This is a genomic window from Roseibium sp. SCP15 (assembly GCF_040329435.1).
Classification (GTDB): Bacteria; Pseudomonadota; Alphaproteobacteria; order Rhizobiales; family Stappiaceae; genus Roseibium.
Window position 1 is genome coordinate 430,643 of the sequence record NZ_JBDZYI010000005.1, and the last position, 17,460, is coordinate 448,102.

The 17,460-nt window shown below is 57.0% G+C and carries 18 protein-coding genes; 4 read left to right on the top strand and 14 right to left on the bottom strand.

What is annotated here, in order from left to right:
* Positions 1-44: 44 nt before the first annotated feature.
* From ABLO27_RS25020 to ABLO27_RS25045, 6 genes are read right to left on the bottom strand one after another with little or no spacing between them, the layout of a single operon-like run.
* The gene (locus ABLO27_RS25020) at positions 45-995 is read right to left on the bottom strand and encodes an RDD family protein (RefSeq protein WP_353036821.1); all 951 of its coding nucleotides are present in this window, start codon (positions 993-995) and stop codon (positions 45-47) included.
* A complete protein-coding gene (locus ABLO27_RS25025) occupies positions 992-2,074 on the bottom strand; it encodes a stage II sporulation protein M (RefSeq protein WP_353036822.1) in 1,083 nt (360 codons plus the stop codon). The genes ABLO27_RS25020 and ABLO27_RS25025 overlap by 4 nt, the downstream gene beginning before the upstream one ends.
* Complete coding sequence (locus ABLO27_RS25030) at positions 2,075-3,352, bottom strand: DUF58 domain-containing protein (RefSeq protein ID WP_353036823.1); 1,278 nt, start codon at positions 3,350-3,352, stop codon at positions 2,075-2,077. It lies immediately after the preceding gene.
* 17 nt (positions 3,353-3,369) lie between these two features.
* Positions 3,370-4,326, bottom strand: a complete 957-nt coding sequence (locus ABLO27_RS25035) for an AAA family ATPase (protein WP_353036824.1) — start codon at positions 4,324-4,326, stop codon at positions 3,370-3,372.
* Entirely contained in the window at positions 4,316-5,638 is a 1,323-nt protein-coding gene (locus ABLO27_RS25040) for a hypothetical protein (RefSeq protein WP_353036825.1), read from the bottom strand. Before ABLO27_RS25040 ends, ABLO27_RS25035 begins: the two co-directional genes overlap by 11 nt.
* Positions 5,635-6,348 (bottom strand): DUF4129 domain-containing protein, encoded by a 714-nt coding sequence (locus ABLO27_RS25045; protein ID WP_353036826.1) that lies wholly within the window; start codon positions 6,346-6,348, stop codon positions 5,635-5,637. Before ABLO27_RS25045 ends, ABLO27_RS25040 begins: the two co-directional genes overlap by 4 nt.
* A gap of 497 nt (positions 6,349-6,845) precedes the next feature.
* Here ABLO27_RS25045 and acnA point away from each other — a divergent pair, with 497 nt between their 5' ends.
* Both acnA and ABLO27_RS25055 read left to right on the top strand, forming a co-directional pair.
* Positions 6,846-9,521, top strand: coding sequence for an aconitate hydratase AcnA (gene acnA, locus ABLO27_RS25050; RefSeq protein ID WP_353036827.1), 2,676 nt, complete (start codon positions 6,846-6,848; stop codon positions 9,519-9,521).
* A 251-nt stretch (positions 9,522-9,772) separates the two neighbouring features.
* Positions 9,773-10,162 (top strand): bleomycin resistance protein, encoded by a 390-nt coding sequence (locus ABLO27_RS25055; protein WP_353036828.1) that lies wholly within the window; start codon positions 9,773-9,775, stop codon positions 10,160-10,162.
* A 338-nt stretch (positions 10,163-10,500) separates the two neighbouring features.
* Here the strand turns inward: ABLO27_RS25055 and ABLO27_RS25060 are convergent, their stop codons facing one another.
* From ABLO27_RS25060 to queC, 5 genes are all read right to left on the bottom strand, one after another.
* Complete coding sequence (locus ABLO27_RS25060; RefSeq protein WP_353036829.1) at positions 10,501-11,619, bottom strand: sirohydrochlorin chelatase; 1,119 nt, start codon at positions 11,617-11,619, stop codon at positions 10,501-10,503.
* Between the two features lie 307 nt (positions 11,620-11,926).
* Positions 11,927-12,394: a preQ(1) synthase gene (queF, locus tag ABLO27_RS25065; protein ID WP_353036830.1), complete on the bottom strand. Its 468-nt coding sequence runs from the start codon at positions 12,392-12,394 to the stop codon at positions 11,927-11,929.
* Between the two features lie 4 nt (positions 12,395-12,398).
* A complete protein-coding gene (queE, locus tag ABLO27_RS25070) occupies positions 12,399-13,127 on the bottom strand; it encodes a 7-carboxy-7-deazaguanine synthase QueE (protein ID WP_353036831.1) in 729 nt (242 codons plus the stop codon).
* Positions 13,124-13,510 (bottom strand): 6-carboxytetrahydropterin synthase QueD, encoded by a 387-nt coding sequence (gene queD / locus ABLO27_RS25075; RefSeq protein ID WP_353036832.1) that lies wholly within the window; start codon positions 13,508-13,510, stop codon positions 13,124-13,126. Before queD ends, queE begins: the two co-directional genes overlap by 4 nt.
* Positions 13,503-14,192: a 7-cyano-7-deazaguanine synthase QueC gene (queC, locus tag ABLO27_RS25080; RefSeq protein ID WP_353036833.1), complete on the bottom strand. Its 690-nt coding sequence runs from the start codon at positions 14,190-14,192 to the stop codon at positions 13,503-13,505. Before queC ends, queD begins: the two co-directional genes overlap by 8 nt.
* A 219-nt stretch (positions 14,193-14,411) precedes the next feature.
* Here queC and ABLO27_RS25085 point away from each other — a divergent pair, with 219 nt between their 5' ends.
* Together ABLO27_RS25085 and ABLO27_RS25090 are read left to right on the top strand one after the other, a co-directional pair.
* Positions 14,412-15,005, top strand: a complete 594-nt coding sequence (locus tag ABLO27_RS25085) for a TetR/AcrR family transcriptional regulator (protein WP_353036834.1) — start codon at positions 14,412-14,414, stop codon at positions 15,003-15,005.
* The gene (locus tag ABLO27_RS25090) at positions 15,002-15,649 is read left to right on the top strand and encodes a hypothetical protein (protein ID WP_353036835.1); all 648 of its coding nucleotides are present in this window, start codon (positions 15,002-15,004) and stop codon (positions 15,647-15,649) included. Before ABLO27_RS25085 ends, ABLO27_RS25090 begins: the two co-directional genes overlap by 4 nt.
* Before the next feature lie 102 nt (positions 15,650-15,751).
* On the opposite strand, the gene ABLO27_RS25095 is transcribed toward ABLO27_RS25090, so the two are convergent.
* From ABLO27_RS25095 to ABLO27_RS25105, 3 genes are all read right to left on the bottom strand, one after another.
* On the bottom strand, positions 15,752-16,171 hold the full coding sequence (locus tag ABLO27_RS25095; protein WP_353036836.1) for a cysteine rich repeat-containing protein: 420 nt from the start codon (positions 16,169-16,171) through the stop codon (positions 15,752-15,754).
* Between the two features lie 21 nt (positions 16,172-16,192).
* Positions 16,193-16,492 (bottom strand): hypothetical protein, encoded by a 300-nt coding sequence (locus ABLO27_RS25100; protein WP_353036837.1) that lies wholly within the window; start codon positions 16,490-16,492, stop codon positions 16,193-16,195.
* A 198-nt stretch (positions 16,493-16,690) separates the two neighbouring features.
* Entirely contained in the window at positions 16,691-17,434 is a 744-nt protein-coding gene (locus ABLO27_RS25105) for a hypothetical protein (RefSeq protein WP_353036838.1), read from the bottom strand.
* Positions 17,435-17,460 lie beyond the last annotated feature (26 nt).

A 17,460-nucleotide genomic window follows, 5' to 3' on the forward strand; every position in this document is an offset into this window, starting at 1 on the left:
AAGTTACTAAGTCGTCTACACCTTAGATTGTCTGATTGTGTGCCTCAAGCATCGCGTGTCGTGGGTGCCTGGGCGTTATCTGAAACTTCATTCGCATAGTGCTTGTTTTCGCGCCTGTCGCCAAACAATTGGCGCTGCTCGAGATGTTCACGCTGGGCGTTGTAGAAAGCTTGCAGAAAACGCAATCGGTCTGCCGAAGGTACCGGATCGGCATAGCCGATCTTCTTTCGGATCTTGTCGATGATGGCCTCGATGGTTGCGTTTCTTTTCTTGGCTGCATCTGATGAAATCGGCGTGCTCTGTGCGCGCAGCAGCGCTTCGAGGGTCTGCAGTTCATAAGCGCCATAGTGATCGAGTTGATGCGAAAGAAAGACAAATTGTTTGAGGTTCGCGGTCAGCATTCGCGTTTCTCCCGCCAGGTCCTTGAGAAGGACGGGTACGGGAAGGTGGATCACATGCGTTCCGGCCATCATGTCACCGAGCCGGCGACGGTAACGGTCAAGCACCGGTATGATAAGGCAGATCGAGACCCAGCCAAGAGAGGCGAGCGAAGCTATCGGCGAAGCCGTATCCAGCGTCAGAAGAAGGGTCGCCGGCAGAAAGACTTCCGCTTCTTTCATGAGGTTGCGCAGAACGAGTGCGTGTGCGGTCAGCGAACCGCCGTCGTGGGACACCACCTTGATCTTCATCAGGCGCTTGCCGAGGGTCTGGCCGTTCCAGCCAATTTCGCTCAGGACATAGTAGGGAATGCGGATCAGAAAGAAGACCATGGCACCGATGGCGACCATGGTCTGGGGTTCGGTCAAACCGATCGCAAAGAGCAGAACCATGAGGCAGACTGCGCCAATCGTGGTCAGGAGCAAATCGGTGATCTGTGCAGCAAGGCGTATTCCGACCCCGGTAACAGGCAGGTTCAGGGCAACGCCTTCGGGCGGCATGACCTGATCGGGTGAGGGGCGCAGTTTCTTGCGCTTTTTCCAGCGTTGGAGGATCACGTGCGCCTCCTGCCGCCAAGGGCAAACCAGGTGAGCCAGAGTGCGCCGACGCCCCAGCCTATGAGAAAACGGGCTGACATGTCCTGGACCAGCTGACGGGCGAACCCTTCAAGAAGTGCAGCGACCACAAGCATGAGCGCTGCAACAAGCGCCAGCTTCACCGCATCATGTCCGGCACGCCGCAAGGCTGCCACACGCGATTTGTTGCCGGGAAAGAGCACTGCTGTTCCCAGTTTCAAGCCGCCGCCGCATGCGATGCAGATCGCCGAAAGCTCCGTTACTCCATGCACCGAAAGCCAGCCGGCGATATCCAGACCCAGGCCGCGATCTACGTGGAGCGCAAAAAAGGCTCCCAGAATGAGCCCGTTGTAAAAAGTGAGGAGAATGGCCGGGGCACACGCAAAGACACCCAGTCCGAAGACGAAGATCGCGATCCGGGTGTTGTGGGAAAAGAGATATGTGGCGAAAGCACCGAGCCCGGTTGTGCCTGTGTCATGTCCGTAGATGACAGACCTCAAGTCCCCGGTCGGGGTGTCCGGTCCCCGGCCGTCGGCCAATTCGCCCGGCATGAACACATAGAACCAGTCAGCATTTTCAAAGTAGAGCAGATAACCTGCGAGTGCACCCATCCCCAGGCATAGAAATCCCAGCAGGATATAAAGCCAGGATCTTCGCATGGCTTGTGGCGCGCCTGCGGACATGAATCTTTGAAACAGGCCACCCAGTCGTTGCTGAGGCGCATAGACGCAAAGATAGGCGCGTGCCGTCAGGGCTTCCAGATAACCCAGCAGAGCCTTGTCCAGAGAGATCTCGCGAGCGATGGCGAGTGATGTGGTCGCCTGGCGATAGAGAGACGCAAGGTCTCTCGTTTCGGCGAAACTCATTTTTTGAAGCCCCTTGCGTTCCGCCCGCAGAACCAGGGTTTCAAGTCGTTGCCAATCGGCTTCCCGTTCCTTGCGGAACCGCGCCGAACGCATGAGTTCGCTGCTGTCCACCGTTCGCGTGCCGGCGGGCGAGAGCATATGAGCGTCTGTCACAGTCTGCCCGGAGCCGGATGGGTGAAGAGGAACGGAAGTCATCTAGATCTGCTCCCGTGCCTTGATTTCCAGATAGGCGGAAATCAGCCGTGCGGTGATCGCATCGGGCTTGGCGTCAACAATCGTCACGCCCTTGCGGGCAAGGCGCTCCAGGACCAGGCGGCGCTCGTTGATGGACTGGTTGGCCGCCACAAGGGTGGCTGCGCCGTCCAGGTCGCCGGGCGCGGATTCCACCAGGGTTTCAAGATCCGGGTCCCGGATGGCGACGAAAATGAGCAGGTGGCGCTTGGCGAGGATGCCGATGTTCTCAATCAGAAGCTCCGCCGAAGTCGTGTCGATAAAATCCGTGAAGATGATGATGAGACTTCGTTTCGGGGTGCGGGCGTTCAACTCCGTCAAGGCGAGTGTGTGATTGGTCTCGCGGCTGACATAGGAAAGACATGCCGTCCAGTTGCGCAAGCGGGCAAAGGCTGTGCGTCCGGGAGCCGGGGCGGCGAATGTACGCGGGCGCACATCGTAGGAATAATAGCCGACCAGGTCGCCGCCGATTGCCGCGGCCCAAGCCGTTGCCAGCGCAGCAGTGACCGCGTGATCGATCTTCGGCAGTCCGCCGATCTCCTCGCGCATCAGATACCCGTTGTCGAGTGCAACGATGACATGGTGGTTCCGTTCCGCGCGCAGCTCCTTGGCGACAAGCGACCGGCGCCGGGCCGAGCGTTTCCAGTCGATCGACCTGATGTCCATGCCGGAAACGAAATCGCGGAGTTGGTGAAACTCCGACCCTTCGCCGATGGCGCGGTTTTCCTTGACGCCGTAGAGCGTTGACAGAACCGTCGTGGTGATCTGCCCTGACTGGACGAGGCGAATGTTCGGCACGACCCGGACCTCAGCGCCAATGTTGAGGCGCGGGACGAATTCCAGCAACTTCAGGCGCGAGCGCCAAAACAGCCAGAGATGTTCAAGGTGCCAAAGCCCCCGGCGGACGGCACGGCAGCTTACGTCTGCGTGTGCGGTATTTTGCGGGTTGGTTTGAAACGCAAACTCTTCACCACCTTTCAGACCATCAGGCCAGTCGAGTTTTGCCGTCAGCGTTTTCGGCGCCCGATCCAGCTCCAGTTTTAGCGAAGCGGTTTCGCCGACAAAGATTTCCGGCGGCGCTTCGAATGCCAGTGCCCTCGGCCGCCTGAAGGAGACGGCAAAGTCAATCAGGACCACTACGGCAAGCAGGATCCAGGGCAGCAACACCAACTCGCGCCAGGCATCGCCAACCACCACAGCGATGACCGAAAGGCACAGCGCGGCAGAGCCGAGTGCAAGCAATCTTTTGGATGGCCGTATCAGCGTGGGGCCTCGATCTGGTTGAGAATGTTCTCCAGAACCTGTTCAGGACTTCGGCCTTCAATCTCCGCGGCGGGGCCCAGGACGATGCGGTGACGCAGTGCAGGCACAAAGAGCCGTTTGACGTCATCGGGGATGGCAAAGTCGCGCCCGTTGAGCGCCGCCGTTGCCCGGGCCGCGCTGGCAAGCGCATCGGCTGCGCGCGTCGAGGCACCATATGCAATTTCAGAGCTTTCCCTGGTGGCTCGTACCAGACGCAGAATGTAGGCGAGAATGTCGTCCTTCAGAATGATGCTGTCGACCAGAGACCGGGTGTCCGCCAGTGCTGCTGCATCCAGAACCCTGGTCAGCGTATTGGTTTCCAGCCCTGCCTCGATGGGCTCGGCGGCATGTTGGCGAAGAATGGCCATCTCGATGTCTTCGGGTGGAAAATCAATCACAAGCTTGAACAGGAATCTGTCCAGCTGAGCCTCGGGAAGGGGGTAGGTTCCCTGCTGTTCGATCGGGTTCTGAGTGGCGACGACGATGAATTCGCTGCCGAGAGAATGATCGGTTCCGTCGATGCTGACTGTTCGCTCGTTCATCGCCTGAAGAAGAGCTGCCTGGGTTTTTGGTGGTGCGCGATTGATCTCGTCGGCCAGCAGAACCTGCGAAAAGACGGGGCCCTTGGTCAATACGAAAGCATTGGTGCGGAAGTCGAAAATCGACGTTCCCAACACGTCACCGGGCATCAGGTCCGGAGTGAACTGGATGCGGCCGAAATCTAGCGCCAGGGCGGCGGCGAAACTGCGGGCCAGCAACGTCTTGGCTGTTCCCGGCGGTCCTTCGAGCAGAATATGTCCTCGGGCGAAGAGGGCGGTGAGTAGAAGATCAACTGTTTCGTTCTGGCCGAGAACGGTGCGGCCAATCTCCATCCTCAGGGCGTCCGTCCGTTCGCGAAGAGCCTCAAGCGTCATGAGTGATTTGCTCCAAAACCTGTTCCAGTTCATCGATATGGTGGATTGCCTCGTGAGCGGGCAAATGAGCGGGCAACTTCCGAATTTCTGACAATACAGCCTTCAGGCGCGGGGCATATGGTGCATGCCGCCGCTCCACATATTTGAGGAATTCGTCTTCGTTCGTGAAATGGCGGGCATGGGCGACGCCGAACAGGCTCTCTGCAGTGGCCGCAATTCGTGCCGCGGCATACTCGGCCGTCAAGGCACCGTCCTGACCCGACAGGCGCATGAGGCGCGCCCTTGCGCGGATCGCAAGCGACTTGCTGGCGCCCGGCTTTGCTGTATCGGGACTGATCGGGCCGTATCTGAAGGCCGCGCGCCAGAGAAACAGCAGGAACAAGGTGGCAGAACCGATCCAGAGTGTCAGAAAGGGCTGGTCGAAAAAACGCAGCAGGTCGGCCCAGGTTCGTTCCCGTTCGGGTTCCCGGGCCGGATCGCGCAGCCAGGACGCCCGGCTGTAGTCGATGATGATATTGCGGTCGCCTGCTTTCGCGCCGAGGAAATCCACCGCGATCCTTGCATTGTCGCCGAGACGGAGGCCGTGATTGTTCAGAAGATCGGGATCCGACAACACGAGAACCCGTTCGTTGCCGTTCGCCGCAGTTTCACCGAGCGCGCAATCGCCGAGCAGCATCGCTTCTTCAGCGCCAATCAGCGGTGTGCAACCTCGTGCCTTGAACAGTTGCGCGGCATAGATCTTTGCCTGAAGCATATCCCCGTTCGCTGATTGATAATCGAATTCCGTGAAAGGGACTTCTGGGAAAATCAGTTCAGGCTGGTTGTCGTCGAGCAGCTTGCCGAGTGTCCCGGCCAGTCTGTTCGGCTCGGCTCTTAAAACGGGATGAGCACGGCCGGTCAGGCGCATGCCGGTTCGCCATTTCGGCAAAATGACGAGCGTCTGTGCCCTTTGCGCCTTTTCCAAAATGGGGGCGAGATCAAGGTCGTACTCATCCTGTTGCTGCAGGAGTTCTTCCTTGGACGAGGCAAGGGCACGATCCTTGTCGAGCGCCGTATCGTAGAGCGGCACGACCAGCAGGCCGACCGCGGTCTGATCCATGGGCCAGCCACCAATAAAGTTCCGTGCACTCAGTCCGCTGGACGTTAGCCAGACCTGCAATCCGTCGTGACCGGCAGGTGAGCTTCGCAGGGCCTGCTGTCGTTGCGAAACAAGATAGGCGCCGACGGCCAGAACAATTACGCAGATTACCGCTATGACCACGGTCTCGAGCCGTGGTGCTTTCAATGTCGAGATGTTGGCGGTACTGCTCATGAAACACCCGGTCCGACGATCTGTCTGCTATTTGCAAAATGGTCCCGGAATTCGTCTTCAGTGACATCGCGCCCGCCGAACTGCACCCGTTCGCTTGTCAAAACCAGTGAGCGGAGCGCGTCGAGCTTGCGCTGTTCCTGCGGAAGGTGCAGAAGAGCCTCGCGCGCGGTCCAGCTGCGTTGCATCAGGATTCCGTTGGCATTGATCGCTGTTGCCAGAACCTTTTGGGTCAACAGCACCAGAGCCCGTCGCCGGTCCGAGGTTCGCAAGATTTCGTCAAAGGTACTCAGCTTTTCTGCCCAGGGCGGGGCAGAGTCCTGCTTCGCGGCGCGGCGGCTGCTGGGATTGACTGCATCCCGCTTCAGCGAAACGGCAATGCCCCCTCCGAAACGCAAGAACAGGTAGGCGATCAACACGAGGATGGCACCGGCGATCAGGCCTGTGGTCAGACGGGCGTTGAGGTCCTGGTTCTGACCGGTTCCGCCGGACGGTGTCGATTCAAGTCTTTGTTTTGTATCCAGTTCGGGAGGCGGTCCGGACGGGTCGAAATAGACAACATCGGTCTCTATTCCACGCCAGGGCAGCGAACGAAGATATTCCTCGCCCGATTCACCGATTTCGAATGGTTCGTGCACCGGTTCCTGTGCGTGCGATGAGGAAAGCGACGCCAGGAAACCTATGAAAACGAACATCAAAAAAAAGCGGTGCATGATCGTTTTAATAGCGGGAAGCTCCTGCGTGCGCAATAATGGGCTGCACTTCCTGGATGATCGGATCAGCGGTTGCAATTCTGTGCGTTTCCCGGTGCCCGAAAGGATATGGCTCATCGGAATTCCTGCTGCCCTTTGGGTCGATTCCAAAAGCCTTCAAGCAAGAGGTTTGAATATTGTATACAAATGTATATAATATAGATGAATGCCCTAAAGCCTTCGTTTCGATCATGGAATTTCAATGCGCATTTGCTTTCGCCGAAAGAAAGCCCATGTGTGTCATTGCTGGTGATCGCAACCAAAGTTTTGTACAGGAGCGACCAGGCGGTGCTAAGAAAAGGTCGGACCCAAATCCGGCTGCAAAACAAAGCAGCGTAAACACAAAGAGCCCGGAAAGGGCGCATTCGGTTCCGAAAAGGAACCAGCCAGAGATACTTTGACCGGCAGCCTGTCAGATGCGGCCCGGCTGCCACGGACCTTTAAGGAGATCGCGCGTCGTGACCCAGTCCCTCGACAGTTTCAAAGCCAAAAAGACCCTTCAGGTCGGCGACAAGACTTATACTTATTTCTCAATACCCGAAGCGGAAAAGAACGGCCTGGAAGGTGTTTCCAGACTGCCGTTCTCGCTGAAGGTCGTTCTGGAAAACCTGCTGCGCTTCGAAGACGGGCGTACGGTCACCAAAGAAGACATTGTCGCTTGCGCCGAATGGCTGAAGACCCGCAAGTCGTCCCATGAGATTTCCTATCGTCCCGCCCGTGTTCTGATGCAGGACTTCACGGGCGTTCCTGCAGTGGTCGATCTGGCGGCAATGCGCGATGCAGCCGTGAAGCTCGGCGGAGACCCGAAGAAGGTCAATCCGCAGGTTTCGGTCGACCTCGTCATCGACCACTCGGTCATGATCGATTTCTTTGGCACCAAGGACGCGTTCAAGAAAAACGTCGAACTGGAGTATGAGCGCAACAAGGAGCGGTACGAGTTTCTGCGTTGGGGGCAGTCCGCGTTTGACAATTTCCGCGCTGTGCCTCCGGGAACCGGTATCTGCCACCAGGTGAACCTGGAGTATCTGGCCCAAACTGTGTGGACCAAGGAAGAGAACGGCGAAACCATCGCCTACCCGGATACGCTGGTTGGTACCGACAGTCACACAACCATGATCAACGGTCTTGCCGTTCTCGGTTGGGGTGTTGGCGGCATTGAAGCGGAAGCGGCGATGCTCGGCCAGCCGATTTCCATGCTGATTCCTGAAGTCGTCGGGTTCAAGCTGACTGGCGAACTGAATGACGGCATCACCGCGACCGATCTGGTTCTGCGCGTTGTTGAAATGCTGCGCCAGAAAGGTGTGGTCGGCAAGTTCGTCGAATTTTATGGTCCGGGCCTCGACAGCCTGTCGCTGGAAGACGAAGCAACGATCGCCAACATGGCTCCCGAATATGGCGCGACCTGTGGCTTCTTCCCGGTTGACCGCGACACGCTGAAATATCTGGAAGCCACAGGCCGCGACAAGGATCGCGTAGCGCTGGTCGAAGAATATTCCAGGGCTCAGGGCATGTTCCGCACCGGTGGTGAAGAGCCGGAATTCACCGACACGTTGGAACTCGACATTTCCACGGTCGTCCCGGCGATTTCAGGACCGAAGCGTCCGCAGGACCGCATCAACCTTTCTGACGCCGCGACCGGTTTTGCAAAAACCATGGCGGATGAGTTCAAGAAGGCAGACGAACTTCACAAGCGTGTTGCGGTTGAAGGCAAAGACCACGATCTTGGCAACGGCGATGTCGTGATTGCCGCGATCACCTCCTGTACCAACACTTCCAACCCTTCCGTCCTGATCGGTGCTGGTCTTGTTGCCCGCAACGCTCTTAATAAAGGCCTGAAGGTCAAGCCGTGGGTGAAAACCTCGCTTGCACCAGGCTCCCAGGTGGTGACCGACTATCTGGACAAAGCCGGCGTTCAGGAGGACCTCGATGCGCTTGGCTTCACGCTTGCCGGTTACGGCTGCACCACCTGTATCGGTAACTCCGGTCCGCTGGATCCGGCATATTCCGCTGCGATCAATGACAACGACCTGATTGCCTGTTCGGTTCTTTCGGGCAACCGGAACTTCGAGGGCCGCGTCAACCCGGATGTGCGCGCGAACTACCTGGCTTCGCCGCCACTGGTCGTCGCCTATGCCATCGCCGGCAACCTCAATGTCGACATCACCAAGGACCCGCTTGGTGAAGACCAGGATGGCAACCCGGTCTACCTCAAGGATATCTGGCCGACCACGGAAGAGATCACCGACCTCATACGGTCCTCGATCACCGAGGAAATGTTCCGCGAGCGCTATGGTGACGTCTTCAAGGGTGATGCGCACTGGCAGTCGATCAAGGTTGAAGGCGGCCTGACCTACGGATGGCCGGTCTCCTCCACCTATGTGCGAAATCCGCCCTATTTCGAAGGCATGACCATGGAGCCGAAGCCGCTTCAGGACATCAATGATGCCGCGGTCATGGGTTTGTTCCTCGATTCCATCACCACCGACCACATTTCGCCCGCCGGTGCCATCAAGCTGGACAGCCCGGCAGGCAAGTATCTCAGCGAACATCAGGTTGCCCAGAAAGACTTCAACTCCTACGGCTCACGCCGTGGCAACCATGAAGTCATGATGCGCGGTACCTTCGCCAATATTCGCATCAAGAACCAGATGGTTCCGGGTGTTGAAGGCGGTGTCACCATGAAGGATGGCAAGAAGGAGTGGATCTACGACGCCTGCATGGAATACAAGGCCGCCGGCACGCCGCTGGTTGTCTTTGCCGGCAAGGAATACGGCACCGGGTCATCGCGTGACTGGGCCGCGAAGGGCACCAACCTGCTCGGCGTGCGCGCCGTCATCGCCCAGTCCTTTGAGCGTATTCACCGTTCCAACCTTGTCGGCATGGGCGTCATTCCGCTCACCTTCAAGGAAGGCGAGAGCTGGCAGTCCCATGGCATCACCGGCAAGGAGCGCGTGACCATCAAGGGCATCGCGGACATAAAGCCGCGCCAGATGATGGATGTGGAAGTCACCTACGAGGACGGCACGACCAAGATCATCGAGTGCCTGTGCCGCGTCGATACCGAGGACGAGCTGGAATACATCAAGGCCGGCGGCATCCTGCAATATGTGCTCAGGAACCTTGTGACGAGCTAAGCACCTAAGACTTTGCAAATGACATTGGAACGGGCCCTTTGGGGCCCGTTTCTTTGTATGTGAGAATAAGTTTCTTCGTTCTCGATGCAGGATGGTGTCGCTTGAACCCGGGAATGTGAGAAGTAATTAGATTGAACGTAGCTCTTGCAAGATCCAGGACTTCTTTTCTCGCAGGTATGACAAATTGGTTGCATACGCTACTCTTTGGCTGAGGATCAGCCTTCAAGGTCAGTTCCATGAAAGGACCGAACATGTCAGATGCGAAGCCTTCCCAACTCTCTCACATGGCACCGGTTTTCCCGGTGACGGATATTGCAGCGTCAATTGCCTATTACCGTGACAAGCTTCTGTTCGAGGTGCGGTTCGAATGGGCGGACAAGGAGGGAGAGCCGGTGCGCTACGCCGTTCTTGGACGCGAGAACGTGGGACTGCATCTGACTCAGAGCGACCAGGCACGTCAGGCAACGGCGTATTGTTTTGTCGATGGCATCGACGGTTACTACGCACTGGCGAAGAAGGCCGGTGCAAACATCACCGAGGACATCGCCGACCAGCCCTGGCAGATGCGTGAGTTCGAGACCGTCGATCCGGACGGCAATGTGCTGCTGTTCGGGGAGCATCTGGATAGAGCTGAGGCATAATTCAGCGTCCACTTCCGTCATTCCGGACGAGAGTTGTGAAGCGGCGCGCCGATCCGGAATCCAGCGTTAAAACGCGCATGAAACGAGCACGTTTTTTATCGAGAGAGATGACGCGCTGAAGCGCGACTGAGATCCGGCTTCCGGATCAGCGCGCACTCTCAGGTGCGCTTGTCCGGAACGCGTCGGGTGATTGGCCGAGTGCTGCGGTCAACTCTTTGGTTTGGTTGCAAAATGCTTGTGTTGCACTCACCTTGGCTTGGGGAACGGATCCCGGATCCAGTCCGGGATGACCTCAGATATCGTGGAGGGCTGACTGGATCCAGGTTGGCTCAGGCGTGTTAAACCGACTTTGCCTGATTCCTCAATGCACGCTCCTCATCGATCACTTCCTGGGGGAACTGGCTCATGAAGCAGCAGCAGACTCCCTGGTCGATCATGGTGCGCGGGCCATTCGGGTGACCGATATGACGGTAGATGCCGTGGCTGTGGCCATGGTGATGGTCATGCCCGTGGTGATGGTGATCGTGGCCATGATGGTGGTGGTGATGGCCATGGCTGTGATCGTGATCATGGGCGTCAGGGTTTTCGTCATCCAGGGGATCACGGAATTCGGCGTGGTGATGGTGGATTTCCACTTCACCCTTGGCCAGCCGATCCTTGAAGGACGCCATCAAGTCCTGGGTTTCGACGATCGTTCCGGAACCGGCCTCTTCGATCCGCTCAACGAACGTGTCGATGACATGGTCCTGATCGGCAAGATAATGCGCCTTGTAGAAGGTCACATCAGGGGCCGTTCCGGCGACCCGGTCGACATAATTGTAGATCCGGTCGATCAGCTTGCCGGAGAACAGGAAGTAGGGCGCAACGACGATCTTCTTGTAGCCGAGCTTCAGGGCCATCTCCAGGCCGCGACCGACTGACGGATAGGTGACACCGGAATAGACGGTTTCGGACCAGCCGAAACCGAGGTTTTCCGCGACGATGCGGGTCAGTCGTGCAGCTTCCGCGTTGGCGAGCGTGTCTGATGTTCCGCGGCCGACGACAACCAGCATCGTGTCGTAAAGATCGCCGTCATGTACATGATCGACGCCAAGTGTTTCCAGAATGCGCGCTTCAAAAGCGGCGACCATCTTGGGGTGCAGGCCGAGCTCGCGGCCATACTGAACCGTCAGACCCGGGTTCTTGTCCTGATAGGTCGTCAGCACGGAAGGAATGTCGTTCTTGGCGTGGGTCGCGGCAAACAGCATGCCGGGTACGGCAATGATGTTGGTCACTCCGGCATCCCGCAGGGCATTGAGGCCCATGTGGATGTTGGGCGCCGAATACTCCAGAAAGCCGTATTCCACTGGCGTATCCGGGTAACGCTCGCGGACACCTTTCGCCAGCAGGGCGAATTCTTCTTCGGCAGACTTGGCGCGGCTACCATGGCCGCAAATCATGATGCCCGTCTTGGACATGACAACCCTTTCCCGATGCAATCTGACCAATCCCGGCTGCAGTGTTCCGGCGTTTGAAACCTCACAGGTTCAATACGGCGGTCGTCTGTCTATCGGTTTGGCGTTCTGCTGTGATCCAATCCGGCTAATCTGTCGCGAATACGAACTCAGTCAGCCGATTGGCGCTTTAGATATCTTGTCCCGGGCCCCTCTTGAAAGAGGTAATTTTCCACTTTATCGGGCCAAAGGTCGCAACCTTGAACAAGAGGCCCTAGGTTGACCGTCCAGCTTTTGTTGCGGTCGTGCAACGCTTGCCGACCGCGCCGAGTTAACCCCTGCCTCTATAGGGCGCGACGCCCTGTTCGGGTATCCAGACGCCTTCCGGTGCCGGGCCGGTCTGGTAGAAGACGTCTATCGGAATGCCGCCGCGCGGATACCAGTAGCCGCCGATGCGCAACCACTCGGGATCCAACAGGTCGACAAGACGCTTGCCGATGGACACCGTGCAGTCTTCGTGAAAGGCGCCGTGATTGCGGAAGGAGCCGAGAAACAGCTTCAGGGACTTGCTTTCTACCAGAAAGTCGCGCGGCACGTAGTCGATAACCAGATGCGCGAAGTCGGGTGCGCCGGTGATCGGGCAAAGCGATGTGAATTCCGGAGCCACGAACCGGACCATGTATTTGGTTCCGGCTTGTGGATTCGGCACTTTTTCCAGAACCGCCTTTTCCGGATCGTCCGGAATTTCGGTGGAAGAGCCGAGCTGGGTCAGGTTTTCGTAGATGCTTTTGTCAGACATGGTGTCAAACGCCTCTCAGGTTGCCCCAGATCAGGGTGTGCAATTGAGGAAGAACCGTGGCGGTGTAGAGTTTGTCGGACGTGACCTTCTCCACCAGCCAGCGCATACGCTCCATGATGCCCGCCATGTCGATGGCGCTGTCGGCTTCTTCTGGTTGCGGTGGTGTGTGGTTGCCCGGCTGCAGATAGAGCTGCAATTCCGGATAGCGCGCGGCGACGTCCCTGGCATAGGCGTAATCCTCATCGTCGAAGATCACAACTTTCATGACCGTCTTGGTTTCAGAGCCCGCGGCCTCGACACATTCGGCCAGTTTCTGCCAGTCGGTTTCCATGCCGCTTGAGGGTGGCTTCGGACTGAGTGTCAGCACGTCCAGCATTTCGAACCAGTCCTTGCCGAGACTGCCCTGGGTTTCCAGGGCAAACCGGTATCCTTCCTTGCGGCCCAGTTCGATCAGACCTCCGAGCGGTTGAATGGCCGGATTGCCGCCGGACAAGGAGATCGTCAGTGGCTGGCCGCCGGAAAGGATCTCAACCTGCATCATGATCGCCTGTGATGTCATCGGGTGCCATTCGTCCCGATACGCACTGTCAACGGCGTGGAGCGTGTCGCACCAGCTGCAGCGATAGTCGCAGCCGCCCGTGCGCACGAACACGGTCGGTTGGCCAATCAGGGCACCTTCTCCCTGAATGGTGGGTCCGAAAATCTCGTTTACGCGAATGGTTTCCAGGGTCATGACCGTGCCTCCACCGGAACATACAGAAGTGGCCGGTATTCGGCGCAGGTTTTCGGGGTTTCCCTGACGCTGACAGCCATCGTTTCCGGCCATTCGGCCTTGCACCAGTCGTACAGGTGCTTTGCAAGGCGTTCGGCGGTGACACAGTCGTCGCCCAGGACATCGTTTAGGTGACGATGGTCCAGCGTGTCGTCGATATAGGCTTTCAGCGTCTTGAGTTCGTTGTAGTCGCGCACGAAGCCGATGGTGTTAAGCTCGTTGGAGGCCAGTTCAACCTCGACCACGTAGTTGTGGCCGTGAAAGCGTGAGCAAGGATGGTCGTCGCCAAGCCCCTTCAGCTGGTGCGAGGCGGAAAAGTGGAACTCTTTGGTGATCCTAAACATTGCAGGCCGCCTTCCAGAAGTCCGGATCCGCGTATTCGGTCGGATCGATCCCGCCGGCCAGGTGGAAAGCCTCTCGCCGCTCGACGCAGGTTCCGCAGCGGCCACAATGAATGTCGCCGCCCTTGTAGCAGGACCAAGTCTTGCGATAGTCGACGCCAAGCTTCAGGCCTTCGGCTGCAATGTCAGCCTTGCTGATATGGACGTAGGGTGTGTAGAGCCGGATGTCTGCGACACCTTCGAGAGCGTGCCGTTGCATCGCTTCGAAACTTTGGGTGAAGCTCGGGCGACAATCCGGATAGATGAAGTGGTCACCGCCGTGAACTGCGGTTGCAACGGCATCCGCTCCGCGGGATGCGGCAATTCCATAGGCGATGGTGAGCATGATCGCGTTGCGGTTCGGCACAACGGTGATCTTCATGGTGTCCTCGGCATAGTGCCCGTCGGGAACATCCACGTCATCGGTCAGCGCCGAGCCGGTCAGCTGGCGGCCGATATTGGAGATGTCCATCAGGATATGCTCGGTTTTCAGCTCTTCGGCACAGGCCTTGGCGTAGTCCAATTCCTTTTTGTGCCGCTGGCCATAATCAAAGGAGATCAGACCGGTGAGCTCATGATCCTGCGCAATTTTGTGCGCAAGGGTGACGGAATCCATTCCGCCAGAACAGATGACAAGTGCTTTCAACGATGTGGTCCCTTGTTTTCGCTGTGAACGCCCGTTGAGACGTTCGTCACCGGGTAGGCTGCGACCGGTGGCCCGCTGTCAGGCGAGCGGCGCGGGTTTTAGCAGGTTCTGACGAAAAGGGAAGGGCAATCGGAAAAATTTGAACATTCCCGGATTGACATTTCCATACGAGTGTATAGGTATTATTTCAATACACTCGTATGGAAATTGTGATTGGCCATGGCACGCCCAAAAAACTATTCAGTCGATGACGTTGTTGAACGCGTCGTTTTCGCATTCTGGCAACATGGCTACCAGGCACTTGGCGTTCGTGAACTCGAAGAGCTGACTGGTCTCAATCAATATGCCATCCGGACCGAATTTGGTGGCAAGGAAGGCCTCTATCTGGCGGCGTTGGAAATGTACTCCGACAGGGCAATTTCATCTGCGATGGCACCGATGATCAACGGTGGTATTCCGGAGATAGTCGCCTTTTTACAGTCGCTCGTGACGAAAGGATCGATGACATCCAGTCAATTCGGCTGTCTTGTCGTCAACACGGGGATCGAAAATGCGCGCGTCAAAAGCCCCAGGCTGGAGGAGGCAGTATCAAAGTACTGGAACACGCTTGAGGATCGTTTCGCGGCGAGCCTTCGCAACGCCCGGGCCGTCAAGCGAATTGATCCGACAATCGACATTGATGCGATGGCCAACGGCCTGGTTTCAGGCGTCATGGGTGTTCACACGAAAAACCGGGTGGAGCGCCGGCATGATGCCGGAACGCATCTGGTCGAAATTCTCTGTAATCAGCTGAAGAGCCTGGAAAGACCATGAGCAAAATGCAGGAGCCACCCACGCGAGTGCAGGGGTTCTCGGACCTGTGGACCACCCGGCGGGGAAATCTGAGTTGTATCGCTGTCAGTTTGCGGGCGGGGGGAGTTTGTCTTTACAGCCCGGTCGAAAATACAAGCTCCCGGTTTGAAGAGATGGCACCGGTAAAGTTTCTGTTCGCCCCGAACCACTATCACAACAAGGCGATTGCGGAATTTACCGAGGCTTACCCTGATGCAGGGCTGATCAGTGGTGAATTGGCAAGGCCAAGGCTGGAAAAGATCACTTCACGCGAGTTCCAGGGGCTCGACGTGTTGAAGGCGGCCTTGCCTGAAAATGCTTCGTTCCTGGAACCCGACGGTCTCAAGACGGGAGAGATCTGGTTAAGGGTTGAGGGAGAAGCCGGAGTAGCCTGGGTCGTCACGGATGCGTTTTGCGGTCTGGACAGCGGTGACAATGAAAGTGGCGCCCTCGGTTTTCTGAAGACTTTTCCCAAATACGGAATTCAGAATGCTGACCGTTTTTCTGCCTGGGTTCGAGAGCGTGTTGAGGAAGACGCTCCGACGCTCGTCGTGCCCTGTCACGGCAATGCCGTCAGAAGAGGAGATCTCAAATCTGACATTGCTGCATTGCTGGACCAGCTTTAGGCGCCATTTCAAGCAACTTACTCAGATTTCGGCCAAGTCGGTGACGCAGCGCTTAAACAGCTGCGCCACCCTGACGCCTAGCGGAATAAGGCTCTCTTTCAGTCAGTCTTCCAGGCCGAACTTCTCGCTGAACGCATTTACGACCGGCTGGCACTCAGGGGATACCTTGTCCGCATTCTCTTTCAGACAGGACAGGACGCGCCCGCCACCAAATTCGACCGAAGAGCAATTGGCTTCGATATCAGCAGCGCACAGGGCAACCGCATTGGTGACATTGGCGAACATGAAGTCGAGCGCGTCGGCGAGATCAACGATCGACGCCGCGCATGTGTCGCTGATCTTGTCTTCGTGGGCGTACATGCAGGACAGGATACGGCCGTGACCCGGAGTAACCTGATCGCAGTAGGTCGTAATTTCGGTTTCGCAGGCTTCCAGAACGCCTTGCACCGGACCTTGCGCCTGGGAAACAGAGCCAAGCAGAAAGATGCCGACGGTGAAGGCCAACAAACGGGCAATATTCATTGGAAACTCCATGTTAAAAAATCAGGGATTTACAACGATGTAGACGGTGGCACCGTCCTGAACCACGGCTTGGTAATAGACACCGCCGCAGTTGTAATAGGCGTTGTAGGGCGTGCAACCCGCGACCGATTGGCGGTAATTGACCCGTCGTGTAGTTCGGCGCGCAGTGCGCCGTGCCGTGTTGCGTGTCGGGTTCTGGGCTTTGGCTGATCCGATTCCCAGAAACATCGAAGTTCCGGCAGAAAGTTCTTTGAAATCAATCGGTCCTGAATAGGAGAGGCCGAAGGCGACCATGAATGCAAAAACAAATTTCAATCGCATGACATTAATCCTCTGCAAGGAGACCTGCGAAGTGGTCTTGTGACCAATAGGGTACTTGGTCACCATAACTTACGTAAGGGAAGTTTTGCGAGTCTTGCGTGAAACTGAAAGTTGGTGGAAATCACCCTTGGTAGATTGAGATTCAGCAAGGTGTTTGCCTACACACAGGATCAGGCCAGCTTCCACCAGCAACAGCAGTTAGAGCTGAAAGTGGATGTGATCGTCGTGGCGCGCTGCCCGGCACCCTTGAAAGCGAACTTTCGATCCTGAAATGCTCAGGAGCCTTTTCAGATGGGGCTCCAAGAAAACTTTGCTCACGCGAGGATCAGAGGCGAGCCAATTAACGGCGTAGCGTGTTCGTTTCGGGTCCAGTTCAAGATTGCGCCAAAGGGGCTGCAACACGTCGAGATCCCATCGAAGTGAAATCGGTTCCTGCGGGCACTCGGTGGTGCCTTGCTCAAAAGCAAAATAGCCTATGGGCGATCGAGTTGCGCCCGGCAGGTACTTGCTGTCCTTTCGGTAAAAAAGAGCAAGATCCACTTTGTCTCCATCGTCGTGGGACAGGTGCGGTATCAGCGGAAAGCCCTCAATGAAAGGAAAATTTCCATCCAGAACAAGAGTTTTGCTTCCGGGAAACGCTGCATCCGTCGCAGTCGCAAGGTCTTTCAGAACATTCTTGACGTTCGGAGAGACATAATTTCTGTTCAGAGCGCAGAAGATCCAGGACTGCATCTCCAGAGAACCGCGCTCGAAACAGGACAAGGCAACTCTGCCGCTTGTTACCGGGGCAAGCCAAACTGCCGCGAAACTCAAAAATACGTAGGAGATGAAAAAGACTACAAATCTTCGTTTGAAGAATAGGGCAACAATCCAGGCGATACCACCGAGCTGACTCAAAAGTGTCAGGGCCAAAACAACCAAGATGTGAAAAGCAATCTTCATCTATGTTCCAGCTGCTTCCCGTCGAT

Bases quoted from the DNA above. Each gene is read 5' to 3' on its own strand.
- ABLO27_RS25100 (WP_353036837.1), bottom strand. From the start codon at position 16,492: ATGCGATTGAAATTTGTTTTTGCATTCATGGTCGCCTTCGGCCTCTCC.
- ABLO27_RS25035 (WP_353036824.1), bottom strand. From the start codon at position 4,326: ATGACGCTTGAGGCTCTTCGCGAACGGACGGACGCCCTGAGGATGGAG.
- ABLO27_RS25105 (WP_353036838.1), bottom strand. From the start codon at position 17,434: ATGAAGATTGCTTTTCACATCTTGGTTGTTTTGGCCCTGACACTTTTG.
- ABLO27_RS25040 (WP_353036825.1), bottom strand. From the start codon at position 5,638: ATGAGCAGTACCGCCAACATCTCGACATTGAAAGCACCACGGCTCGAG.
- ABLO27_RS25025 (WP_353036822.1), bottom strand. From the start codon at position 2,074: ATGACTTCCGTTCCTCTTCACCCATCCGGCTCCGGGCAGACTGTGACA.
- ABLO27_RS25090 (WP_353036835.1), top strand. From the start codon at position 15,002: ATGAGCAAAATGCAGGAGCCACCCACGCGAGTGCAGGGGTTCTCGGAC.
- queE (WP_353036831.1), bottom strand. From the start codon at position 13,127: ATGACCCTGGAAACCATTCGCGTAAACGAGATTTTCGGACCCACCATT.
- ABLO27_RS25085 (WP_353036834.1), top strand. From the start codon at position 14,412: ATGGCACGCCCAAAAAACTATTCAGTCGATGACGTTGTTGAACGCGTC.
- ABLO27_RS25060 (WP_353036829.1), bottom strand. From the start codon at position 11,619: ATGTCCAAGACGGGCATCATGATTTGCGGCCATGGTAGCCGCGCCAAG.
- ABLO27_RS25055 (WP_353036828.1), top strand. From the start codon at position 9,773: ATGTCAGATGCGAAGCCTTCCCAACTCTCTCACATGGCACCGGTTTTC.
- queD (WP_353036832.1), bottom strand. From the start codon at position 13,510: ATGTTTAGGATCACCAAAGAGTTCCACTTTTCCGCCTCGCACCAGCTG.
- queF (WP_353036830.1), bottom strand. From the start codon at position 12,394: ATGTCTGACAAAAGCATCTACGAAAACCTGACCCAGCTCGGCTCTTCC.
- ABLO27_RS25045 (WP_353036826.1), bottom strand. From the start codon at position 6,348: ATGCACCGCTTTTTTTTGATGTTCGTTTTCATAGGTTTCCTGGCGTCG.
- ABLO27_RS25095 (WP_353036836.1), bottom strand. From the start codon at position 16,171: ATGAATATTGCCCGTTTGTTGGCCTTCACCGTCGGCATCTTTCTGCTT.